This is a genomic window from Pseudomonas sp. GW821-FHT07G10 (assembly GCF_059418545.1).
Window position 1 is genome coordinate 1 of sequence record NZ_JBWKQB010000020.1, and the last position, 21,205, is coordinate 21,205.

18 protein-coding genes, 3 tRNA genes and 1 riboswitch are annotated in these 21,205 nt (G+C 59.0%); of the genes, 20 read left to right on the plus strand and 1 reads right to left on the minus strand.

Translation table 11 applies throughout. From position 1 onward, the window contains the following. Positions 1-699 precede the first annotated feature (699 nt). From AC07O1_RS20435 to astE, 13 genes are all read left to right on the plus strand, one after another. A complete protein-coding gene (locus tag AC07O1_RS20435; protein ID WP_494992726.1) occupies positions 700-1,476 on the plus strand; it encodes an ABC transporter substrate-binding protein in 777 nt (258 codons plus the stop codon). A gap of 92 nt (positions 1,477-1,568) precedes the next feature. Next, a complete protein-coding gene (locus AC07O1_RS20440) occupies positions 1,569-2,258 on the plus strand; it encodes an ABC transporter permease (protein ID WP_494992727.1) in 690 nt (229 codons plus the stop codon). Then, positions 2,255-2,953: an ABC transporter permease gene (locus AC07O1_RS20445; RefSeq protein WP_494992728.1), complete on the plus strand. Its 699-nt coding sequence runs from the start codon at positions 2,255-2,257 to the stop codon at positions 2,951-2,953. Before AC07O1_RS20440 ends, AC07O1_RS20445 begins: the two co-directional genes overlap by 4 nt. A 2-nt stretch (positions 2,954-2,955) precedes the next feature. Then, positions 2,956-4,068, plus strand: coding sequence for a succinylglutamate desuccinylase/aspartoacylase family protein (locus tag AC07O1_RS20450; RefSeq protein ID WP_495089933.1), 1,113 nt, complete (start codon positions 2,956-2,958; stop codon positions 4,066-4,068). 27 nt (positions 4,069-4,095) lie between these two features. Beyond that, positions 4,096-4,860 (plus strand): ABC transporter ATP-binding protein, encoded by a 765-nt coding sequence (locus AC07O1_RS20455; RefSeq protein ID WP_494992730.1) that lies wholly within the window; start codon positions 4,096-4,098, stop codon positions 4,858-4,860. Between the two features lie 122 nt (positions 4,861-4,982). After that, positions 4,983-5,963 (plus strand): transcriptional regulator ArgR, encoded by a 981-nt coding sequence (gene argR, locus AC07O1_RS20460; protein ID WP_494992731.1) that lies wholly within the window; start codon positions 4,983-4,985, stop codon positions 5,961-5,963. 349 nt (positions 5,964-6,312) lie between these two features. Continuing rightward, positions 6,313-7,533, plus strand: coding sequence for an aspartate aminotransferase family protein (locus AC07O1_RS20465; protein WP_495089934.1), 1,221 nt, complete (start codon positions 6,313-6,315; stop codon positions 7,531-7,533). A gap of 135 nt (positions 7,534-7,668) precedes the next feature. Further along, positions 7,669-8,688 carry an arginine/ornithine succinyltransferase subunit alpha gene (gene aruF / locus AC07O1_RS20470; RefSeq protein WP_494992733.1) on the plus strand — a complete coding sequence of 340 codons (1,020 nt, stop codon included), beginning with the start codon at positions 7,669-7,671 and terminating at the stop codon, positions 8,686-8,688. A 97-nt stretch (positions 8,689-8,785) separates the two neighbouring features. Next, positions 8,786-9,820, plus strand: a complete 1,035-nt coding sequence (gene astA / locus AC07O1_RS20475) for an arginine N-succinyltransferase (RefSeq protein ID WP_494992734.1) — start codon at positions 8,786-8,788, stop codon at positions 9,818-9,820. Beyond that, positions 9,817-11,286, plus strand: a complete 1,470-nt coding sequence (astD, locus tag AC07O1_RS20480; protein ID WP_494992782.1) for a succinylglutamate-semialdehyde dehydrogenase — start codon at positions 9,817-9,819, stop codon at positions 11,284-11,286. The genes astA and astD overlap by 4 nt, the downstream gene beginning before the upstream one ends. Positions 11,287-11,433: 147 nt before the next feature. After that, on the plus strand, positions 11,434-12,780 hold the full coding sequence (gene astB, locus AC07O1_RS20485; RefSeq protein WP_495089935.1) for an N-succinylarginine dihydrolase: 1,347 nt from the start codon (positions 11,434-11,436) through the stop codon (positions 12,778-12,780). Positions 12,781-12,842: 62 nt separating this feature from the next. Beyond that, positions 12,843-13,130, plus strand: coding sequence for a hypothetical protein (locus AC07O1_RS20490; protein WP_007943895.1), 288 nt, complete (start codon positions 12,843-12,845; stop codon positions 13,128-13,130). A gap of 12 nt (positions 13,131-13,142) precedes the next feature. Further along, complete coding sequence (gene astE, locus AC07O1_RS20495) at positions 13,143-14,153, plus strand: succinylglutamate desuccinylase (protein ID WP_494992736.1); 1,011 nt, start codon at positions 13,143-13,145, stop codon at positions 14,151-14,153. Positions 14,154-14,206: 53 nt separating this feature from the next. Here astE and AC07O1_RS20500 read toward each other — a convergent pair whose 3' ends face one another. Beyond that, positions 14,207-14,716 carry a 6,7-dimethyl-8-ribityllumazine synthase gene (locus tag AC07O1_RS20500; RefSeq protein WP_494992737.1) on the minus strand — a complete coding sequence of 170 codons (510 nt, stop codon included), beginning with the start codon at positions 14,714-14,716 and terminating at the stop codon, positions 14,207-14,209. 122 nt (positions 14,717-14,838) lie between these two features. Next, positions 14,839-15,010, minus strand: a riboswitch (FMN riboswitch). A gap of 219 nt (positions 15,011-15,229) precedes the next feature. On the opposite strand from AC07O1_RS20500, the gene ltaE reads away from it, so the two are divergent. From ltaE to AC07O1_RS20535, 7 genes are all read left to right on the plus strand, one after another. Beyond that, entirely contained in the window at positions 15,230-16,234 is a 1,005-nt protein-coding gene (ltaE, locus tag AC07O1_RS20505) for a low-specificity L-threonine aldolase (RefSeq protein WP_495089936.1), read from the plus strand. Positions 16,235-16,380: 146 nt separating this feature from the next. Then, positions 16,381-19,011 carry an alanine--tRNA ligase gene (gene alaS, locus AC07O1_RS20510; RefSeq protein WP_495089937.1) on the plus strand — a complete coding sequence of 877 codons (2,631 nt, stop codon included), beginning with the start codon at positions 16,381-16,383 and terminating at the stop codon, positions 19,009-19,011. A 95-nt stretch (positions 19,012-19,106) separates the two neighbouring features. Then, positions 19,107-20,348, plus strand: a complete 1,242-nt coding sequence (locus AC07O1_RS20515) for an aspartate kinase (RefSeq protein ID WP_494992740.1) — start codon at positions 19,107-19,109, stop codon at positions 20,346-20,348. A gap of 184 nt (positions 20,349-20,532) precedes the next feature. Beyond that, entirely contained in the window at positions 20,533-20,721 is a 189-nt protein-coding gene (csrA, locus tag AC07O1_RS20520; protein ID WP_002554426.1) for a carbon storage regulator CsrA, read from the plus strand. 62 nt (positions 20,722-20,783) lie between these two features. Then, a tRNA-Ser gene (locus AC07O1_RS20525) sits at positions 20,784-20,874 on the plus strand. 107 nt (positions 20,875-20,981) lie between these two features. Next, positions 20,982-21,058: transfer RNA gene (locus AC07O1_RS20530), tRNA-Arg, on the plus strand. Positions 21,059-21,129: 71 nt separating this feature from the next. After that, positions 21,130-21,203, plus strand: a tRNA-Arg gene (locus AC07O1_RS20535). Positions 21,204-21,205: the final 2 nt, after the last annotated feature.

Here is a 21,205-nt window from a genome sequence, read left to right on the forward strand (position 1 = left end):
GGGAACGATCAAGACCATGAACGTCGCCTAAGGCGAGTTCAGCGTCATCGAGCCCCATTCGGTGTTGAACCGGGTGGGGCTTTTTTGTGAGCCGGGGTTGATCGTTCCCACGCTCCCGCGTGGGAATGCATCCGGTGACGCTCTGCGTCACCTCTACAGCGGACGCAGAGCGTCCGGGGCGGCATTCCCACGCAGAGCGTGGGAGCGATCAATGTACCAATAATTATCGGTTTTTCCGGTAGGAACCCTCCTGTTGTTACCCATTCTCGGTCAAGTAACCAAATGTGTAACCCCGCGACCGATTTCGGGGCAAAGCGAAACGTAAAGCCTTGTTTTGGGCCGCTTCAACCCGCACGGAAAATAAGATAGAACGCTACGCTTGCCGGAATAGAAGGGTTTGCGAATAATGGGCCCGTTATTTGCTACATAGATCGTTTGCCTTTCTTTTGCTTCTGCATAAACTTGCAGAGCTGTCAATGTGCTTGACCGGCTTTCTCAGTGCTTCTGTAAATTGTTGTCGCATTGAAGAAATATCGGCTTCGGGCCTGTCGTTAGAATGCCGATCACTCGCTCGTCGTTGCTTGTGTTGATTTCAACGCAAGGATTCTGGGACGCAGCATCGCTTTCAGGTTTCACCCATTCGCATATTGGGCTGTCGCTCACTCTGCCGTTTTCGCCCTTTACCGATGGAGTCCTACGATGAAGAAACTCGTGCTTCTTGGCGCCCTGGCACTGTCCGTGCTGTCCCTGCCGACATTCGCTGATGAAAAGCCTCTGAAAATTGGTATCGAGGCGGCTTACCCTCCGTTCGCATCGAAAGCGCCAGACGGCAGCATCGTTGGTTTCGACTACGACATCGGCAACGCGCTGTGCGAAGAGATGAAGGTCAAGTGCGTCTGGGTCGAGCAGGAGTTCGACGGTCTGATCCCGGCGCTCAAAGTGCGCAAGATCGACGCGATCCTGTCGTCCATGTCGATCACTGACGATCGCAAGAAGTCCGTGGACTTCACCAACAAGTACTACAACACCCCGGCACGTCTGGTCATGAAGGCCGGTACTCAGGTCGGCGACAACCTGGCCGAGCTCAAGGGCAAGAAAATCGGCGTGCAACGCGGTTCGATCCACAACCGTTTCGCCGAAGAAGTCCTGAAGCCGCTGGGTGCGGAAGTCAAGCCATATGGCTCGCAGAACGAAATCTACCTGGACGTGGCTGCCGGTCGCCTCGACGGCACCGTGGCAGACGCTACCCTGTTGGATGACGGCTTCCTGAAAACCGACGCTGGCAAAGGCTTCGCCTTCGTTGGCCCGGCGTTCACCGACGTCAAATACTTTGGCGACGGCGTAGGCATCGCGGTACGTAAAGGCGACAAGGCTGAACTGGACAAGATCAACACTGCCATTGCTGCCATTCGCGCGAACGGCAAGTACAAGCAAATCCAGGACAAGTACTTCGCCTTCGACATTTACGGCAAGTAAATAGGTCGCAGCGGTAAGTCCGAAATGGCGCAAGCAACAGGATCTCTGAGGTTTGCGCCATTTTTTCATCCCTACTTTCGAGGACCTGAATCATGTTGAAAGGCTACGGGGCTGTCATCCTCGATGGCGCATGGCTGACGCTTGAGCTCGCCTTGTCGTCCATGGCCTTGGCCATTGTTCTGGGTCTGATCGGGGTCGCGTTGCGCCTGTCGCCGGTACGCTGGCTGGCCTGGCTGGGCGATCTGTATTCCACGGTGATCCGCGGGATTCCCGATCTGGTACTCATCCTGCTGATTTTCTACGGCGGTCAGGACCTGCTCAATCGCGTTGCGCCGCTGCTCGGCTTCAACGATTACATTGACTTGAACCCGCTGGCTGCCGGTATCGGCACCCTGGGTTTCATCTTCGGTGCGTACCTGTCGGAAACCTTCCGTGGAGCCTTCATGGCGATCTCGAAGGGGCAGGCAGAAGCTGGCATGGCGTATGGCATGAGCAGTTTTCAGGTGTTTTTCCGGGTATTGGTGCCTCAGATGATTCGCCTGGCGATTCCTGGTTTCACCAATAACTGGCTGGTGTTGACCAAGGCTACCGCGCTGATTTCAGTGGTGGGTCTGCAAGACATGATGTTCAAGGCCAAGCAGGCGGCAGATGCCACCCGCGAGCCTTTCACCTTCTTCCTCGCAGTGGCGGCGATGTACCTGGTGATCACCAGTATCTCGTTGCTGGCATTGCGTCACCTTGAGAAGCGCTACTCGGTAGGCGTAAGGGCGGCTGATCTATGATCTTCGACTACAACGTCATTTGGGAGGCTCTGCCGCTGTATTTCGGCGGTTTGCTGACTACCCTGAAATTGCTCGCACTGTCGCTGCTGTTCGGTCTGCTGGCCGCCTTGCCGCTGGGTTTGATGCGCGTCTCCAGGCAGCCGGTGGTGAACATGACCGCCTGGCTCTACACCTATGTGATCCGCGGCACGCCGATGTTGGTGCAGCTGTTCTTGATCTACTACGGTCTGGCGCAATTTGAAGTGGTGCGTGAGAGCTTCCTTTGGCCGTGGCTGTCGAGCGCGACGTTCTGCGCTTGCCTGGCCTTTGCCGTCAATACCAGTGCTTACACCGCCGAAATCATTGCCGGTAGCCTGCGCGCTACACCCAATGGCGAGATCGAAGCGGCCAAGGCCATGGGAATGTCACGCTACAAATTGTATCGCCGCATCCTGCTGCCGTCGGCCCTGCGCCGGGCGCTGCCACAGTACAGCAACGAAGTGATCATGATGCTGCAGACCACCAGTCTGGCCTCCATCGTGACCCTGATCGATATCACCGGTGCCGCGCGCACAGTCAACGCTCAGTACTACTTGCCGTTCGAAGCCTATATCACCGCAGGCGTGTTCTACCTGTGCATGACGTTCATCCTGGTGCGCCTGTTCAAGCAGGCTGAGCGCCGCTGGCTGGGCTACCTGGCCCCGCGCAAGGCCTGATCATGGAACGTATCGATCATCCATTGCCATGGAGCCACTTGGGCAGCGAACGCCATGTGTCGGTGTTTCGCTTCGGCAGCGGCGAGCGCAAGGCCTATATCCAGGCCAGCCTGCACGCTGACGAACTGCCGGGGATGCGCACCGCCTGGGAGCTGAAAAAGCGCCTGGCCGAGCTCGAAGCCCAGGGCGCATTGAATGGTGTGATCGAGCTGGTACCGGTGGCGAACCCGCTGGGCCTTGGTCAACTGTTGCAGGGTAGCCATCAAGGGCGTTTCGAGTTTGGCAGTGGCAAGAACTTCAATCGGGATTTCTTCGAGCTGAGCGAGCCGGTGGCTGCACAGCTGCAAGGGTGCCTGGGTGATGATCCGCACGCCAATATCAAACTGATCCGGTTGGCCATGGTCGATGTGCTGGCGGCACTGCCTCCGGCGGCCAGTCAGTTGCAAGGTATGCAGCGAGTGTTGCTCAGCCATGCCTGCACGGCGGATGTGGTGCTCGATCTGCATTGCGATGCCGAGGCCGCGCTGCACATGTACGCCTTGCCACAACACTGGCCGCATTGGCGCTCGTTGGCTGCGCATTTGAATGTGCGGGTCGGTCTGCTGGCGGAAGACTCCGGCGGCAGCTCCTTCGACGAAGCCTGTTCGCTGCCGTGGCTGCGCCTGTCTCGACTGTTTCCACAGGCGCAGATCCCATTGGCCTGTCTGGCGACGACCCTCGAGTTGGGTGGTCAGGCCGATACCGGTCGCCCGCAAGCCGAGGCTCACGCCGAAGGCATTCTGGCGTTCCTTGCCGAGCAAGGCTTGATTACCGGTGTTTGGCCGGCCCCGCAGCAGCAAGCATGCGAAGCCATGCCGTTCGAAGGCACTGAGTTGCTGTTTGCGCCGCATCCTGGCGTGGTGAGCTTTCTCCTCCCGGTGGGTAGCTGGGTCGAAGCGGGCGAGCCGGTTTTTGAAGTGATTGATCCTTTATCCGATCGGGTCAGCACCGTGTGTGCTGGTACGGCTGGTGTGTTGTTTGCCATTGAACGGCTACGTTACGCCCAACCCGGTTTCTGGCTGGCCAAGGTGGCGGGGCGCGAAGCGCTGCGTCACGGGCGCTTGCTTAACGACTGACTGACTGTTTTTGTGAGAACCGACCGCATGTACAAGCTTGAAGTCCAAGACCTGCATAAACGCTATGGCAGTCACGAAGTGCTCAAGGGCGTGTCCCTGGCAGCTCAGGCTGGTGATGTGATCAGCATCATCGGCTCCAGTGGCTCCGGCAAAAGTACTTTCCTGCGCTGCATCAACCTGCTCGAGCAGCCTCACGCAGGCAAGATTCTGCTGAACAACGAAGAGTTGAAGCTGGTATCGAACAAGGACGGCGCGCTGAAGGCTGCCGATCCGAAACAGCTGCAGCGCATGCGTTCGCGACTGTCGATGGTGTTCCAGCATTTCAACCTGTGGTCGCACATGACCGCGATGGAAAACATCATGGAAGCGCCGGTGCATGTGCTCGGTATGTCCAAGGTGGAGGCCCGGGAAAAAGCTGAGCATTACTTGGCCAAGGTCGGCGTTTCCCATCGTAAGGACGCATACCCGGGCCACATGTCCGGTGGTGAGCAGCAGCGTGTAGCGATTGCCCGCGCGCTGGCGATGGAGCCGGAAGTCATGCTGTTCGACGAACCGACTTCGGCGCTGGACCCGGAGCTGGTGGGCGACGTGCTCAAGGTGATGCAATCCCTGGCTCAGGAAGGTCGGACCATGGTGGTGGTGACTCACGAAATGGGCTTCGCTCGCGAAGTGTCGAACCAGTTGGTGTTCCTGCACAAAGGTCTGGTGGAAGAATGCGGCAATCCGCGTGAAGTGCTGGTTAATCCGCAATCCGAACGTTTGCAGCAGTTCCTGTCGGGCAGCTTGAAGTAATACCGTTTAACGCTCCCGTTGTGCACCGAATTAGGTCATGCTGCGCACCGCGCGCCGGATGGTCTAATTTGGTTGCTGCCGCCTTCGGCTTTTAACACTGTTTTCGTTTCGGATTGCACGCCATGACTGCCCATCGAATTGGTTTCCTGATTTGGCCCAGCACTAAAGCCTTGACGCTGGCGCTGGCTGAGGAGGCCTTGCGTGTTGCTCAGCGCGTGCATCCGGATGTTGTTTACGAACTCTCGTTTCTGCAGGCCGAAGTGCCAGCCGAAGGGGCCTGGCAATTGCCGGGTGAGCCTTGGGTCGGGAAGCTCGAAGGTTTTCAGAAGCTTTTTCTGCTGGCGGATGAACCGCCGACTTCGCTTGCGCCGGCGCTCAACAGTGCACTCAAGCAACTGGTGCGCGCAGGGTGTGTGATCGGTGGTTTGTCCGCCGGTGTCTACCCGCTGGCGCAACTGGGCCTGCTCGATGGTTACCGCGCCGCCGTGCACTGGCGCTGGCAGGATGATTTTGCCGAGCGTTATCCGAAAGTCATCGCCACCAGCCATCTGTTCGACTGGGATCGCGATCGCTTGACCGCTTGCGGCGGGATGTCGGTGCTGGATCTGCTGCTGGCCGTGTTGGCTCGCGATCACGGCGCCGAGTTGGCGGGCGCCGTGTCTGAAGAGTTGGTGGTGGAGCGGATTCGCGAAGGCGGCGAGCGTCAGCGCATTCCATTGCAGAACCGCCTCGGTTCCAGCCATCCGAAGCTCACGCAGGCGGTGTTGCTGATGGAGGCAAACATCGAAGAGCCGCTGACCACCGACGAAATTGCGCAGCACGTGTGCGTGTCCCGTCGACAGCTGGAGCGGATCTTCAAGCAGTACCTCAACCGCGTGCCGAGCCAGTATTACCTGGAACTGCGCCTGAACAAGGCCCGGCAGATGTTGATGCAGACCAGCAAATCGATCATCCAGATCGGTTTGTCCTGTGGCTTCTCCTCGGGGCCGCACTTCTCCAGCGCCTACCGCAACTTCTTCGGCGCCACCCCGCGCGAAGACCGCAACCAGCGCCGCAGCAGCAGCCCGTTCGAATTGTCGTCGGTGCCTTCAGAGCGCGGCTGAGTTTCAAGCTCTGTTGTGTCTTTGATATAGCTATCGCGAGCAAGCTCAGCTCATACAGATATTGCGGGACTCTTGTAGGAGCCGAGCTTGCTCGCGATGAGGCCATCACTTGCGCCGCACCTCTGAACCACTGCGCAAATCAAATTCCCCAACCCAGCCGCAAATCCCCGCCAGCAGTTTAAACTGCGCCTTTGCGACGCTATTTGTCGCATTGCCATAAACCCGACTAAAACCGGGTTTGGCGCTATAAGAAGTTGTCGCTTGGCGGCAAGGCCAAGCTGAAAACTGTCCTTACAATCCCCCCATCGCTCGCCAGTTTCAGGCGGGTGTTCCTCTTCAGGAGACTCCGATGTCCGTTGAGCATGCTCCGGTGCAACGCGCCGATTTCGACCAGGTAATGGTTCCCAACTACGCGCCTGCTGCTTTCATTCCTGTGCGCGGTGCCGGCTCCCGAGTCTGGGATCAGTCGGGTCGTGAGCTGATCGATTTCGGTGGTGGAATCGCGGTTAACGTATTGGGCCATGCGCACCCGGCGCTGGTCGGTGCCTTGACTGAACAGGCGAACAAGCTGTGGCACGTATCCAACGTGTTCACCAATGAGCCGGCCTTGCGCCTGGCCCATAAGCTGATCGACGCCACCTTTGCCGAGCGCGTGTTCCTCTGCAACTCCGGCGCCGAAGCCAACGAGGCCGCCTTCAAGCTGGCCCGTCGTGTTGCTCACGACCGTTTCGGCCCGGAAAAATACGAAATCATTGCCGCGCTGAACAGCTTCCACGGTCGTACGCTGTTCACCGTGAACGTGGGCGGTCAGTCGAAGTACTCCGACGGCTTCGGCCCGAAGATCGTTGGCATCACTCACGTGCCGTTCAACGATCTGGCAGCGCTGAAAGCCGCGATCTCCGACAAGACCTGCGCCGTAGTGCTGGAACCGGTTCAGGGCGAGGGCGGCGTATTGCCGGCCGAGCTGGCTTATCTGCAGGGCGCTCGCGAGCTGTGCAATGAGCACAACGCGCTGTTGGTGTTCGACGAAGTGCAAACCGGCATGGGCCGCACCGGTGAGCTGTTCGCCTACATGCATTACGGCGTGACCCCGGACATCCTGACCAGCGCCAAGAGCCTGGGCGGCGGTTTCCCGATCGCGGCAATGCTGACCACCGAAGAACTGGCCAAGCACCTGGTGGTCGGTACTCACGGCACCACTTACGGCGGCAACCCGTTGGCTTGCGCTGTGGCGGAAGCGGTGATCGACGTGATCAACACGCCAGAAGTGCTGAACGGCGTCAAAGCCAGGCACGACAAGTTCAAGACCCGTCTGCAGCAGATCGGCAAGCAATACGGCCTGTTCACTGAGGTTCGTGGTCTGGGTCTGTTGATCGGCTGCGTGCTGAGCGACGCCTGGAAAGGCAAGGCCAAAGACGTGTTCAACGCAGCAGAGCGTGAAGGCTTGATGATTCTGCAGGCCGGCCCGGACGTGATTCGTTTCGCGCCAAGCCTGGTGGTTGAAGATGCCGATATCGAGCAGGGCCTGGAGCGTTTTGAGCGCGCCGTGGCAAAACTGACTCAAGCCTGATTCAGGCCGTGGTACTCCCTCAACGCCTATTCTTGTAGTAGGCGTTGAGCCAAATTCCTGTGCCGGGCCTGCCCGGCATTTTTTTCCCCGAGTTGGCACTTTTGCCGACCTGTTTTTTCAGTAAGGAGTGACACCATGCTGGTGATGCGCCCCGCGCAAATGGCTGATCTGGGCGAGGTACAGCGTCTGGCTGCGGACAGCCCGATTGGTGTCACGTCCCTGCCGGATGATATCGAACGCCTGAGCGACAAGATCGCCGCGTCCGAAGCTTCGTTCGCCGCCGAAGTCAGCTTCAACGGTGAAGAGAGCTACTTCTTCGTTCTCGAAGACACGACCACCGGCAAACTGGTCGGCTGCTCGGCGATCGTTGCTTCGGCCGGTTACTCCGAGCCGTTCTACAGTTTCCGTAATGAAACCTTCGTTCACGCCTCCCGTGAACTGAAGATTCATAACAAGATTCATGTGCTTTCCCAGTGCCATGACCTGACTGGCAACAGCCTGCTGACCAGCTTCTATGTGGTCCCGGAGCTGGTGGGTTCGCCGTGGTCGGAGCTCAACTCCCGTGGTCGTCTACTGTTTGTCGCCAGCCACCCGGAACGTTTCGCTGATTCGGTCGTGACCGAGATCGTCGGTTACAGCGACGAGAATGGCGATTCGCCGTTCTGGGACGCCATCGGCCGTAACTTCTTCGACCTTAACTATGCTGCCGCCGAGCGTCTGTGCGGGCTGAAAAGCCGGACCTTCCTCGCTGAACTGATGCCGCATTACCCGATCTACGTGCCGCTGCTGCCCGATGCCGCTCAAGAAGCGATGGGTCAGGTGCATCCGCGAGCGCAGATCACCTTCGACATTCTGATGCGCGAAGGCTTCGAGACCGATCACTACATCGACATCTTCGATGGTGGTCCGACCTTGCATGCCCGTGTTTCCGGGATTCGTTCGATCGCTCAGAGCCGTGTAGTACCGGTGAAAATCGGTGAAGTCGCCAAGGGTGGCGGGCGTCAGTACCTGGTATCCAACGCACAACTGCAGGATTACCGAGCGGTAATGCTGGAACTGGACTACGCGCCGGGCAAACCGGTGACCCTGGATCTTGAAACGGCCGAAGCCCTGGGCGTCGGCGAAGGTGCCAGCGTGCGCCTGGTGGCGGTTTAACGCCTGCTGCCATGCCGATAAAGAGTGCCTGGAAAGAATCCTGGAAAGCAGTGAGTTTCGCGGGTGGCGCCACACGCCACCTGTTTGAGGAGATAGCATGATCGTTCGTCCCGTACGCAGCAGCGATTTACCCGCTCTGATTGAACTTGCCCGCAGCACTGGCACCGGCCTGACCACCTTGCCGGCCAACGAAGAGCGCCTGGCGCATCGGGTCGGTTGGGCGGAAAAGACTTTTCGCGGCGAAGCGTCACGCGGTGACGCGGACTATTTGTTCGTGCTCGAAGATGACAACGGTCGCGTCGTGGGCATTTCCGCGATTGCCGGTGCGGTTGGCCTGCGCGAGCCCTGGTACAACTTCCGGGTCGGTCTGACCGTCAGCGCTTCCCAGGAGCTGAATATCTACCGCGAGATCCCGACGCTGTTCCTGGCCAACGACCTGACCGGCAACTCCGAGCTGTGCTCGTTGTTCCTGCATGCCGATTACCGCAGTGGCCTCAACGGCCGCATGCTGGCCAAGGCGCGGATGCTGTTTATCGCCGAATTCCCGCAGCTGTTCGGCAACAAGATCATCGCCGAAATGCGCGGTGTGTCCGACGCCGCCGGGCGCTCGCCGTTCTGGGAAAGCCTGGGCCGGCACTTCTTCAAAATGGAATTCAGCCAGGCTGATTACCTGACCGGCGTGGGCAATAAGGCGTTCATCGCCGAGCTGATGCCAAAGTTCCCGCTGTACACCTGCTTCCTCTCCGAGGGCGCACGCAATGTGATCGGCCAGGTTCACCCTGACACCGAACCGGCGCTGGCGATGCTCAAGAGCGAAGGCTTCAGCTATCAGGGTTACGTCGACATCTTCGACGCCGGCCCGGCGGTGGAATGCGAAACCGGCAAGATCCGTGCAGTGCGCGACAGCCAGGCGCTAGTGCTGGCCATCGGCACCCCGGGTGACGACGCCACGCCATTTTTGATTCACAACCGCAAACGCGAAGACTGCCGGATCACTGCTGCTCCAGCACGTCTTGCGGCGGGCACCCTGGTGGTCGATCAGTTGACTGCCAAACGCCTTAAACTCAATGCGGGCGATCAGGTACGTGCTGTGCCGTTGTCGGCCCAGCCAGTTTCTCGGGAGTCGAAATAATGAGTACGCTTTACATCGCTGGTGAATGGCTGGCAGGTCAGGGCGAAGCCTTCGAGTCGCTGAATCCGGTAACCCAGCAGGTCTTGTGGTCCGGCAATGGCGCGAACGCCGCGCAAGTCGAGTCTGCCGTGCAGTCGGCTCGCCAGGCGTTTGCGGCCTGGGCCAAGCGTTCGCTGGAAGATCGGATCGGTGTGCTGGAGGCCTTCGCCGCCAGCCTGAAAAACCACGCCGACGAACTGGCCCGCTGCATCGGTGAAGAAACCGGCAAACCGCTGTGGGAGTCGGCCACCGAAGTCACCAGCATGATCAACAAGATCGCCATCTCGGTGCAAAGCTACCGTGAGCGTACCGGCGAGAAGAGCGGCCCATTGGGCGACGCCACCGCCGTATTGCGCCACAAGCCACATGGTGTGGTCGCGGTGTTCGGCCCGTACAACTTCCCGGGTCACCTGCCGAATGGGCATATTGTTCCGGCACTGCTGGCCGGTAACTGTGTGTTGTTCAAGCCAAGCGAGCTGACCCCGAAAGTCGCCGAGCTGACGGTCAAGTGCTGGATCGAAGCCGGTTTGCCGGCTGGCGTGCTGAACCTGCTGCAAGGCGCTCGCGAAACCGGGATCGCCCTGGCGGCCAATCCGGGTATCGACGGCTTGTTCTTCACCGGTTCCAGCCGCACCGGCAACCACCTGCATCAACAGTTCTCCGGACGCCCGGACAAGATCCTGGCGCTGGAAATGGGTGGCAACAACCCGCTGGTGGTCGATCAGGTCGCTGACCTCGACGCTGCGGTCTACACCATTATTCAGTCGGCCTTCATTTCCGCCGGTCAGCGTTGCACCTGCGCCCGTCGTTTGCTGGTGCCGCAAGGCGCCTGGGGCGACACGCTGCTGGCGCGCCTGGTGGCGGTCAGCTCGACGATTGAAGTCGGCGCGTTCGATCAGCAACCGGCACCGTTCATGGGCTCGGTGATTTCCCTTGGTGCCGCCCGTGCGCTGATGGAAGCTCAAGAGCACTTGCTCGGTAACGGCGCCGTGGCGCTGCTGGAAATGACTCAACCGCAGGCCCAGGCGGCCTTGCTGACACCGGGCATTCTCGATGTGACCGCGGTCAGCGAGCGTCCGGATGAAGAGCTCTTCGGTCCGCTGCTGCAAGTGATCCGCTACGCTGACTTTGAAGCTGCGATCGCTGAAGCCAACGACACGCAATACGGTCTTGCGGCAGGTTTGCTGTCGGATTCCGAGGCGCGTTATCAGCAGTTCTGGCTGGAAAGCCGCGCCGGTATCGTCAACTGGAACAAGCAACTGACGGGGGCTGCGAGCAGCGCACCGTTCGGTGGCGTGGGTGCCTCGGGCAACCATCGCGCCAGTGCTTACTACGCGGCGGATTACTGCGCGTACCCGGTAGCCTCGCTGGAAACACCGAGCCTGACGCTGCCGACGGCGTTGACGCCCGGCGTGAAGCTTTCGTAAGACGCCTCTGGCGTCTTATCGCGAGCAAGCTCGCTCCTACAGGTACAACGCCGTCCTTGTGGGAGCGAGCTTGCTCGCGATTGCCGCGACGCGGTCGCACTGTATTGAACTAGATGCCTATAACAACAGATTCGTGGAGCCTCGCTGATGAAATCCTATGAAGTCAATTTCGACGGTCTAGTGGGGCCGACCCATAACTATGGCGGTCTGTCCTACGGCAACGTTGCGTCCCAGAGCAACAGTCAGCAGTCCTCCAATCCCAAGGAAGCGGCGCTGCAAGGCCTGGCGAAAATGAAAGCGCTGATGGAATTGGGCTTTCAACAAGGCGTCCTGGCTCCGCAAGAACGCCCGGATGTGGCCGGCCTGCGTAAGCTGGGTTTCAGTGGCAGCGATGCTCAAGTGATCGAGCAAGCCGCCAGGCAGGCAATGCCATTGCTGGTCGCCAGCTGCTCGGCCTCGAGCATGTGGGTGGCCAACGCCGCCACGGTCAGCCCGAGCGCCGATACTGCAGACGGTCGCGTGCATTTCACCGCCGCCAACCTCAACTGCAAATACCACCGCAGCATCGAACACCCGACCACCAGCCGCGTGCTGGGGGCAATGTTTGCTGATCAGAAGCACTTCGCCCATCACGCCGCGTTGCCGGCAGTGGCGCAGTTCGGTGACGAAGGCGCGGCCAACCACACACGTTTCTGCCGTGAATACGGCGAGGCCGGTGTCGAGTTCTTCGTGTTCGGTCGCAGTGCGTTCGACACCCGTTACCCGGCCCCGCAAAAGTACCCGGCACGCCAGACCCTGGAAGCATCGCAAGCGGTCGCGCGCCTGCACGGCTTGAGCGATGACGGTGTGGTCTATGCCCAGCAGAACCCGTCGGTGATCGATCAGGGCGTGTTCCATAACGACGTGATCGCGGTGGGCAACGGCGAGGTGCTGTTCTATCACGAGGATGCGTTCCTCGACACCGAGCCAATGCTTGCTGAGTTGCAAGCCAAGCTGGCCAAGCGCGGCGGCAATTTCAAAGCGATCTGCGTGCCGCGTTCCCAGGTGTCGGTAGAAGACGCCGTGCGTTCGTACCTGTTCAACAGTCAGCTACTGTCGCGCGCCGACGGTTCGATGCTGTTGATCGTGCCGCAAGAGTGCCAGAACAACGACCGCGTCTGGCAGTACCTGCAAGGCCTGACCGGTTCTGGTGGTCTGATCCGCGAAGTGAAAGTCTTCGATCTCAAGCAGAGCATGCAGAATGGTGGCGGCCCGGCGTGCCTGCGTCTTCGCGTCGCACTGAATGAAACCGAGCTGGCGGCGGTCAACCCAGGGGTTATCATGACCGCGCCGTTGTACGGCACGCTGACCCAATGGGTCGACAAGCACTACCGCGACCGTCTGAGTGAAACTGATCTGGCGGACCCGCAATTGTTGCTTGAGTGCCGGACGGCACTGGATGAACTGACGCAAATCCTTAAACTGGGCGCGGTTTATCCATTCCAGATCAATTGAAAGCCCACGCCCGGCTCAAACAGCGCCGGGCGTGCAGCTTTATCCCAGATGAGAGCGTAATAATGAGCGATACCCTGCAGCTGATCCTTGAAGACACCGACGGCACTCAGCTGGAAACCTCCTGCACCCGCGTTGCGGTGATGTGGCAAGGCAAGGAATTGTGGATTCAGCACGACGGCCGCGGCCAGTTGCTGATCGGTGTAGATGTTGAAGAAGGCGACGCTGAGTACGCCAACCTGCTGTTGCGTCCATTGGCGACTAATCTGGTAAGTCTGCAACTGGAAATGGAACCGGCCGAAATCGGTGACGAAGACCACGTGCACGGCCCGGATTGCGCACACGACCATTAAGGAAATCGCTCTATGCTCGCCCTCGGCAAACTGCTTGAACTGACCCTCGCCGGCCGCGAACCGGCGGAGAAGACTCAACTGACTGTCGAAGGCGTGCGGATGCGCTGGCTGAGCGAAGGTGCGCTGGAAGTCCGGCCGCCCGAGGCTCGCGACAATGGCCTGGATCTGCTGTTGTCAGCCGGTATCCACGGTAACGAGACAGCGCCAATCGAGCTGCTCGACCGTCTGTTACATGAAATCGCCCGTGGTGAGTTGAAACCACGCGCACGCATTCTGTTCCTGTTCGGCAACCCCGACGCCATGCGTCACGGCGAGCGTTTTGTCGACCAGGACGTCAACCGGCTGTTCAACGGCCGTCACGAACTGACGAGTGGTTCGGAAGCCTTGCGCGCTTGCGAGCTGGAGCGTCTGGCAGCGAGCTTCTTCAACCTGCCGGATCGCAGCCGTTTGCACTACGATCTGCACACCGCGATCCGCGGCTCGAAGATCGAGCAATTCGCGCTGTATCCCTGGAAGGAAGGTCGCCAGCATTCACGCCAGGAGCTGGTTCGCTTGCGCGCCGCCGGTATGGAAGCGGTGCTGTTGCAGAACAAACCCTCCATCGTTTTCAGTTCGTACACCTACGACAAGCTCGGTGCCGAATCCTTCACCCTCGAGTTGGGCAAGGCCCGGCCGTTCGGGCAGAACCAGGGGGTTAACGTCGAACGCCTGGAAACCCGTCTGAAGCAGATTATCGAAGGCAACGAGCCGTCGTTGGCGGACGAAGGGTTGAACGGCTTGCAGCTGTTCAGCGTGGCGCGGGAAATCATCAAGCACAGCGATGCATTCCACCTGAACTTACCGGCGGATATCGAGAACTTCTCGGAGCTGGAAGTGGGTTATCTGCTGGCCGAGGACATCGCCCAGACGCGCTGGATCGTCGAAGAAGAGGGCGCACGGATCATTTTCCCTAACCCGAAGGTCAAAAACGGGTTGCGGGCAGGGATTCTGATAGTGCCAACCACCGCCGACGATCTCGCTTGAATGATCGTTCCCACGCTCTGCGTGGGAACGATCGGTCATCAAGCTTTTGACGCTTAAACCGCTACCGCACGCTGCTCGCTACGACGCAACACACGCGTCTTGTGCAACGTATCGGCACAGGTCTTTGCCGCTTCCTGGCCTTTATGCAGGAAGTGTTCAAAGAAGAACTTCTGATGTTCTTCGCCTGCATGGAAGTGGTGCGGGGTGAGCACGACCGAAAATACCGGCACTTCGGTTTCCAGCTGAACCTGCATCAGGCCGCTGATCACCGACTGGGCGACAAACTCGTGGCGGTAGATCCCGCCGTCCACTACCAGCCCGGCAGCGACGATGCCGGCATAACGGCCGGACTTGGCCAGTAGCTTGGCGTGCAGCGGGATTTCAAAGGCGCCGCCGACTTCGAAGAAATCGATATCACTTTCCTGATAGCCCTGGACGAGCATTTCGGCGACGAAGCCTTTACGGCTCTGATCGACAATGTCCTTGTGCCAGCAGGCCTGGATAAACGCGACGCGCTCGCCGTGGTGGCTTTTGCTCTTGCTATCGATTGCGGTGGGTTGCATCTGTTCTGACTCCTGTTTGTGTGAAAAACAGGGCGTTATGAATCGAAGGGGATTTAAGGGTACGTTCCGGTCAATCGTGCAGGTATACGCACGAATACCTTGAGACGGCCCTTTGGCGCCAATCCCGTTCTCTCTTCATCCGGACTATGACCGTCGGCCCCGGGATCACACCGGGTCTGCTGACCTTGCCGACGCACACTGCCCAAGCTGTTCGTGTCACCAAGCGCTCGCGGGCTATGCGCATTGCGCGCAATTACCGCCGGTGGGGAGTTACACCCCGCCCTGAGAACGTTGCCACCAGGATTTCTGGCGGCGGAGAGTTTTTAACATATATTTCTGAACAGCGCATCGCTGCTTTCTGATGATACGAATCGAATTTTCCGTTGGCTTGAGCAGGCTTTTCTTACCCGAAGCCTTGACTATCGAGTGCGACGACCGCAGTAATCGAATTCGAAAGGGATTTTCCCGTTTAGTTAGCCGCGACGTTCACGTCCCATTGCCGAGGCCTGTTCCATGAGAGTTATCGATCTTCGTAGCGACACAGTGACCCAACCGACTGCCGGGATGCTCCACGCAATGGCAACGGCCGTCACCGGTGATGACGTGTACGGCGAAGATCCCACGGTGAACCGGCTTGAAGCCGAGCTCGCCAGACGTCTGGGCTTTGCTCAGGCGCTGTTTGTACCCACTGGCACCATGAGCAACCTGCTCGGGCTGATGGCCCATTGTGAGCGCGGCGACGAATATATCGTCGGCCAGCAGGCGCACACTTATAAGTACGAAGGCGGCGGGGCGGCAGTGCTGGGTTCGATCCAGCCGCAGCCGCTGGAGGTCCAGCCCGATGGCTCGCTGGACCTGGCGCAGGTGGCTGCGGTGATCAAGCCGGACGACTTCCATTTCGCCCGTACCCGCTTGCTGGCCCTGGAAAACACCATGCAAGGCAAGGTCCTGCCATTGGAGTATCTGGCCCGAGCGCGCAGTTTTACCCAGGAACATGGCCTCTCCCTGCATCTGGATGGCGCGCGGTTGTACAACGCAGCGGTTAAACTGGGTGTCGACGCACGGGAGATCACTCAGCATTTCGATTCGGTGTCGGTTTGCCTGTCCAAGGGCCTCGGCGCGCCGATTGGTTCAGTGCTGTGCGGCACGGCCGAGTTGATCGCAAAGGCACGGCGGCTGCGCAAGATGGTCGGTGGCGGCATGCGCCAGGCCGGAATTCTCGCGGCGGCGGGGCTGTATGCGCTGGATCATCAGGTGCAGCGTCTGGCCGATGACCATCTCAACGCCCGATTGCTGGCTGAGGGCTTGCTCGACGCCGGTTATGGGGTGGAGCCGGTGCAGACCAATATGGTTTATGTTCAACTGGGTGAAAAAGCCGAAGCGCTGAAAGCCTTCGCCGCTGAGCGTGGGATCAAACTCAGTGCGGCCCCGCGGTTGCGGATGGTCACCCATCTGGACGTCAGTCGCGCACAGATCGAGCAGGTTGTAGCGACTTTTATCGAATTTTCTCGCAACTGACGGTGTTGGTCGTCCAATTGACTGTCTGTATCGTACAAACACACTGTACCTGGTCACTAACGCCGATATAATGCGGCCCTTTGCCGTCGCTCCGTCTTTTGACGTTTTGCACAGGCCTTTGGCCGCAGTCTCCGTGGAAGAACCTAATGAAAAGCGCAGAAATCCGTGAAGCCTTCCTTCGCTTCTTCGAAGAGCAAGGCCACACCCGTGTAGCCTCCAGCTCTTTGATTCCGGGCAACGACCCAACCCTGCTGTTCACTAACGCGGGGATGAACCAATTCAAGGACTGCTTTCTGGGCCAGGAAAAGCGCGCCTACACCCGCGCTGTCAGCAGCCAGAAGTGCGTACGCGCCGGCGGCAAGCATAATGACCTGGAAAACGTCGGTTATACCGCTCGTCACCACACCTTCTTTGAAATGCTGGGTAACTTCAGCTTCGGCGATTACTTCAAGCGTGATGCGATCACCTTCGCCTGGACCTTCCTGACCTCTGTCCTGAACCTGCCCAAGGACAAACTCTGGGTCACGGTCTACGCCAGCGATGATGAAGCCTATGACATCTGGACCAAGGAAGTCGGGGTTCCGGCTGAGCGTATGGTCCGTATCGGCGACAACAAAGGCGCGCCGTACGCTTCCGACAACTTCTGGACCATGGGCGACACTGGCCCGTGCGGTCCTTGCACCGAGATTTTCTACGATCACGGCGCCGACATCTGGGGCGGCCCACCGGGTTCGCCGGAAGAAGACGGCGACCGTTACATCGAAATCTGGAACAACGTGTTCATGCAGTTCAACCGCACTGCCGATGGCGTGCTGCACCCGCTGCCGGCGCCGTCGGTGGATACCGGCATGGGCCTGGAGCGAATCAGTGCCGTGCTGCAGCACGTCCACTCGAACTATGAAATCGACCTGTTCCAAAGCCTGCTGAGTGCTTCGGCCAAGGCCATTGGTTGCACCAACGACAGCCAGGCTTCGCTGAAAGTGGTCGCGGACCACATTCGTTCCTGCGGTTTCCTGATCGCTGATGGCGTGCTGCCGTCGAACGAAGGTCGCGGCTACGTGCTACGCCGGATCATCCGTCGTGCTTGCCGTCACGGCAACAAGCTGGGCGCCAAGGGCAGCTTCTTCTATCAGATCGTTGCGGCACTGGTCGCCGAGATGGGCGAGGCGTTCCCTGAACTCACGCAAAACCAGGCGCACATCGAGCGCGTACTGAAAGCTGAAGAAGAGCAGTTTGCCAAGACCCTGGAGCAGGGCCTGAAGATCCTCGAGCAGGATCTGGCCGAGCTCAAGGGCGACGTGGTACCGGGCGATGTGGTGTTCAAGTTGTACGACACCTACGGTTTCCCGATGGACCTGACTGGCGACATCGCCCGTGAGCGCAGCCTGACGATCGATGAAGCAGGTTTCGAGCGCGAGATGGAAGCCCAGCGCGTGCGCGCGCGTTCCGCCAGCTCGTTCGGCATGGACTACAACAGCCTGGTCAAGGTTGATGTGGCCACCGAGTTCACCGGCTACACAGCCACCAGCGGTTCGGCCAACGTTGTGGCTCTCTATAAAGACGGGCAATCGGTCGACGTGTTGAGCGAAGGTGAAGAGGGCGTGGTGGTTCTTGACCAGACGCCGTTCTACGCCGAGTCGGGCGGCCAGATTGGTGATTGCGGGTTCTTGATGACCAGCACGCAGGCCGGTGTTGCGCGCTTCGATGTGCGCGATACCACCAAGACCGGTGGCGCGTTCCTGCACCACGGTGTGTTGGCTTCGGGCAGCTTGACCGTCGGTGCGCCGGTGCAGGCTCAGGTCGATGCAGACGTGCGTCATGCCACTTCGCTGAACCACTCCGCGACGCACTTGCTTCACGCCGCTCTGCGCCAGGTACTGGGCGAGCACGTGCAGCAGAAAGGTTCGTTGGTTGACAGTCAGCGCCTGCGCTTTGACTTCAGCCACTTCGAAGCGATCAAGCCAGAGCAGTTGAAAGCCCTGGAAGACATCGTCAACCACGAAGTGCGTAGCAACACCGAGGTCGAGACCGAAGAAACCGATATCGAAACCGCCAAGCAAAAAGGCGCCATGGCGCTGTTTGGCGAGAAATACGGCGACAGCGTGCGCGTGCTGAGCATGGGCGGTGATTTCTCCGTCGAGCTGTGCGGCGGTATCCACGCCAATCGCACGGGCGACATCGGCCTGCTGAAAATCATCAGCGAAGGCGGTGTGGCCTCTGGCGTTCGTCGTATTGAGGCGGTCACTGGTGCTGCGGCGCTGGCGTATCTGAACGCCGCTGATGAACAACTCAAGGAAGCCGCGAGCCTGGTCAAAGGCAGTCGCGACAACCTGATCGAAAAACTGTTGTCTGTGCTTGAGCGCAACCGTCTGCTGGAGAAACAGCTCGAGCAGTTGCAGGCCAAGGCCGCGAGCGCTGCCGGTGATGACTTGTCGGCGCAGGCGTTGGACGTCAAGGGTGTGAAGGTGCTGGCCGTGCGTCTGGACGGTCAGGATGGCAAGGCGTTGTTGGCCTTGGTCGATCAGTTGAAGAACAAACTCGGCCGCGCAGTGATCCTGCTCGGCAGTGTGCATGAGGAAAAGGTCGTTCTGGTTGCAGGCGTGACCAAAGACCTGACTGGCCAACTCAAAGCCGGTGATTTGATGAAGCAAGCCGCTGCGGCAGTGGGCGGGAAGGGCGGCGGTCGTCCGGACATGGCGCAAGGCGGCGGTATCGACGCCAGCGCGCTGGATGCCGCACTGGCCCTGACCGTACCGTTTGTAGAGCAGGGTATCTAAGGCTCCAAGCCGGGCCCGTCGTCTAGTGGCGGGCTTCGGACCTGCGTAGTTTGAATGATTAATGGGGGCCCTTCATGGGCTGAGGCGGCTTTGAAATGGCTTTGATCGTACAGAAGTTTGGAGGCACCTCGGTCGGCACTGTCGAGAGAATCGAGCAGGTCGCTGACAAGGTTAAGAAATTCCGCGAAGCCGGTGATGACCTGGTGGTTGTGCTGTCCGCGATGAGTGGCGAAACCAATCGCCTGATCGATCTGGCCAGGCAAATCAGTGGCGACAACCAACCGGTTCCCCGTGAACTGGATGTGATTGTCTCCACCGGTGAGCAGGTGACGATCGCACTGCTGGCCATGGCGCTGATCAAGCGCGGCGTGCCGGCGGTTTCGTACACCGGTAATCAGGTGCGGATTCTGACCGATAGCGCGCACAATAAAGCGCGCATCTTGCAGATTGATGACCAGAAGATTCGCGGTGATCTGAAGGCCGGTCGCGTGGTTGTGGTCGCCGGTTTCCAGGGCGTCGATGAGCACGGCAACATCACGACCCTCGGTCGTGGCGGCTCCGACACCACTGGCGTGGCTCTGGCCGCAGCCTTGAAGGCTGACGAGTGCCAGATCTACACCGACGTGGACGGCGTCTACACCACCGACCCGCGAGTTGTGTCTTCGGCTCAACGCCTGGACAAGATCACCTTCGAAGAGATGCTGGAAATGGCCAGCCTCGGTTCCAAGGTGCTGCAGATCCGTGCGGTCGAGTTTGCCGGCAAGTACAACGTTCCGCTGCGCGTCCTGCACAGCTTTAAGGAGGGTCCGGGTACCCTCATTACTATTGATGAAGAGGAATCCATGGAACAGCCGATCATTTCCGGCATCGCCTTCAACCGCGATGAAGCCAAGCTGACCATCCGTGGTGTGCCAGACACCCCGGGCGTAGCCTTTAAAATTCTCGGCCCGATCAGCGCCGCGAACATCGAAGTCGACATGATCGTGCAGAACGTGGCGCACGATAACACCACCGACTTCACCTTCACGGTTCACCGCAATGATTACCAGGCGGCTCAGTCGGTCCTGGAAAACACCGCGCGTGAAATCGGTGCGCGTGAAGTGGTGGGTGATACCAAGATTGCCAAGGTGTCGATCGTCGGTGTGGGCATGCGTTCTCACGCAGGTGTCGCCAGCCGCATGTTCGAAGCGCTGGCTAAAGAAAGCATCAACATCCAGATGATCTCGACGTCGGAAATCAAGGTTTCGGTCGTCATCGAAGAGAAGTACCTGGAACTGGCTGTGCGCGCTCTGCACACGGCTTTCGAACTCGACGCGGCGGCCCGACAGGGCGAGTGACGCGTTGCCCGAAGGGCGCGGTTATCCGCGCCCTTCGTTTTTTGATCGGTGCGACGGAAAACTGTTCTTTTGCTCGCGCTAGTCAATACTTAGGCATGCAGGGCTGCGACCGTTCTGGTTGTAGGTCGAGTGCCTTTTTTTTGCAGACTGTTGTCCCTGAACTGAAATGCGTGAGGAGAAAGGTATGCTGATTCTGACTCGTCGGTGCGCAGAAAGCCTGATTATTGGTGATGGCGAAATCACTGTGACCGTGCTCGGCGTCAAAGGAAATCAAGTGCGCATTGGTGTCAACGCACCCAAAGAGGTAGCGGTTCACCGTGAGGAAATTTACCTGCGTATAAAGAAAGAGAAGGACGAAGAACCAAGCCATTAATTTTTATCGTTTTTTATGTTTGCAAACGGGGAAAAGGTTGGTTAAGATACGCCCCGTGTTGCGGAGAGGTGGCCGAGTGGCCGAAGGCGCTCCCCTGCTAAGGGAGTACACCTCAAAAGGGTGTCGGGGGTTCGAATCCCCCCTTCTCCGCCATTATTTATTTAGTACGTTGTAATCTGGCTTGTTCTGTAAGTTGTTGAAATTACTAGAAAAAGTGCTTTACAAAAAGATTCTACGGCCTATAATGCGCGGCAACAAATGCACTCGTAGCTCAGCTGGATAGAGTACTCGGCTACGAACCGAGCGGTCACAGGTTCGAATCCTGTCGAGTGCACCATTTAAGGGTTGTTTGCAGTAATGCGAGCAACTTGCTTCAACCAGGGTGGTCTGGTCTATCAAACACAAATTGCACTCGTAGCTCAGCTGGATAGAGTACTCGGCTACGAACCGAGCGGTCACAGGTTCGAATCCTGTCGAGTGCACC

Bases quoted from the DNA above. Each gene is read 5' to 3' on its own strand.
- AC07O1_RS20445 (WP_494992728.1), top strand. From the start codon at position 2,255: ATGATCTTCGACTACAACGTCATTTGGGAGGCTCTGCCGCTGTATTTC.
- astE (WP_494992736.1), top strand. From the start codon at position 13,143: ATGCTCGCCCTCGGCAAACTGCTTGAACTGACCCTCGCCGGCCGCGAA.
- AC07O1_RS20465 (WP_495089934.1), top strand. From the start codon at position 6,313: ATGTCCGTTGAGCATGCTCCGGTGCAACGCGCCGATTTCGACCAGGTA.
- AC07O1_RS20515 (WP_494992740.1), top strand. From the start codon at position 19,107: ATGGCTTTGATCGTACAGAAGTTTGGAGGCACCTCGGTCGGCACTGTC.
- ltaE (WP_495089936.1), top strand. From the start codon at position 15,230: ATGAGAGTTATCGATCTTCGTAGCGACACAGTGACCCAACCGACTGCC.
- AC07O1_RS20440 (WP_494992727.1), top strand. From the start codon at position 1,569: ATGTTGAAAGGCTACGGGGCTGTCATCCTCGATGGCGCATGGCTGACG.
- AC07O1_RS20500 (WP_494992737.1), bottom strand. From the start codon at position 14,716: ATGCAACCCACCGCAATCGATAGCAAGAGCAAAAGCCACCACGGCGAG.
- astA (WP_494992734.1), top strand. From the start codon at position 8,786: ATGATCGTTCGTCCCGTACGCAGCAGCGATTTACCCGCTCTGATTGAA.
- aruF (WP_494992733.1), top strand. From the start codon at position 7,669: ATGCTGGTGATGCGCCCCGCGCAAATGGCTGATCTGGGCGAGGTACAG.
- argR (WP_494992731.1), top strand. From the start codon at position 4,983: ATGACTGCCCATCGAATTGGTTTCCTGATTTGGCCCAGCACTAAAGCC.
- astB (WP_495089935.1), top strand. From the start codon at position 11,434: ATGAAATCCTATGAAGTCAATTTCGACGGTCTAGTGGGGCCGACCCAT.
- AC07O1_RS20450 (WP_495089933.1), top strand. From the start codon at position 2,956: ATGGAACGTATCGATCATCCATTGCCATGGAGCCACTTGGGCAGCGAA.
- alaS (WP_495089937.1), top strand. From the start codon at position 16,381: ATGAAAAGCGCAGAAATCCGTGAAGCCTTCCTTCGCTTCTTCGAAGAG.
- AC07O1_RS20455 (WP_494992730.1), top strand. From the start codon at position 4,096: ATGTACAAGCTTGAAGTCCAAGACCTGCATAAACGCTATGGCAGTCAC.
- AC07O1_RS20490 (WP_007943895.1), top strand. From the start codon at position 12,843: ATGAGCGATACCCTGCAGCTGATCCTTGAAGACACCGACGGCACTCAG.
- AC07O1_RS20435 (WP_494992726.1), top strand. From the start codon at position 700: ATGAAGAAACTCGTGCTTCTTGGCGCCCTGGCACTGTCCGTGCTGTCC.
- csrA (WP_002554426.1), top strand. From the start codon at position 20,533: ATGCTGATTCTGACTCGTCGGTGCGCAGAAAGCCTGATTATTGGTGAT.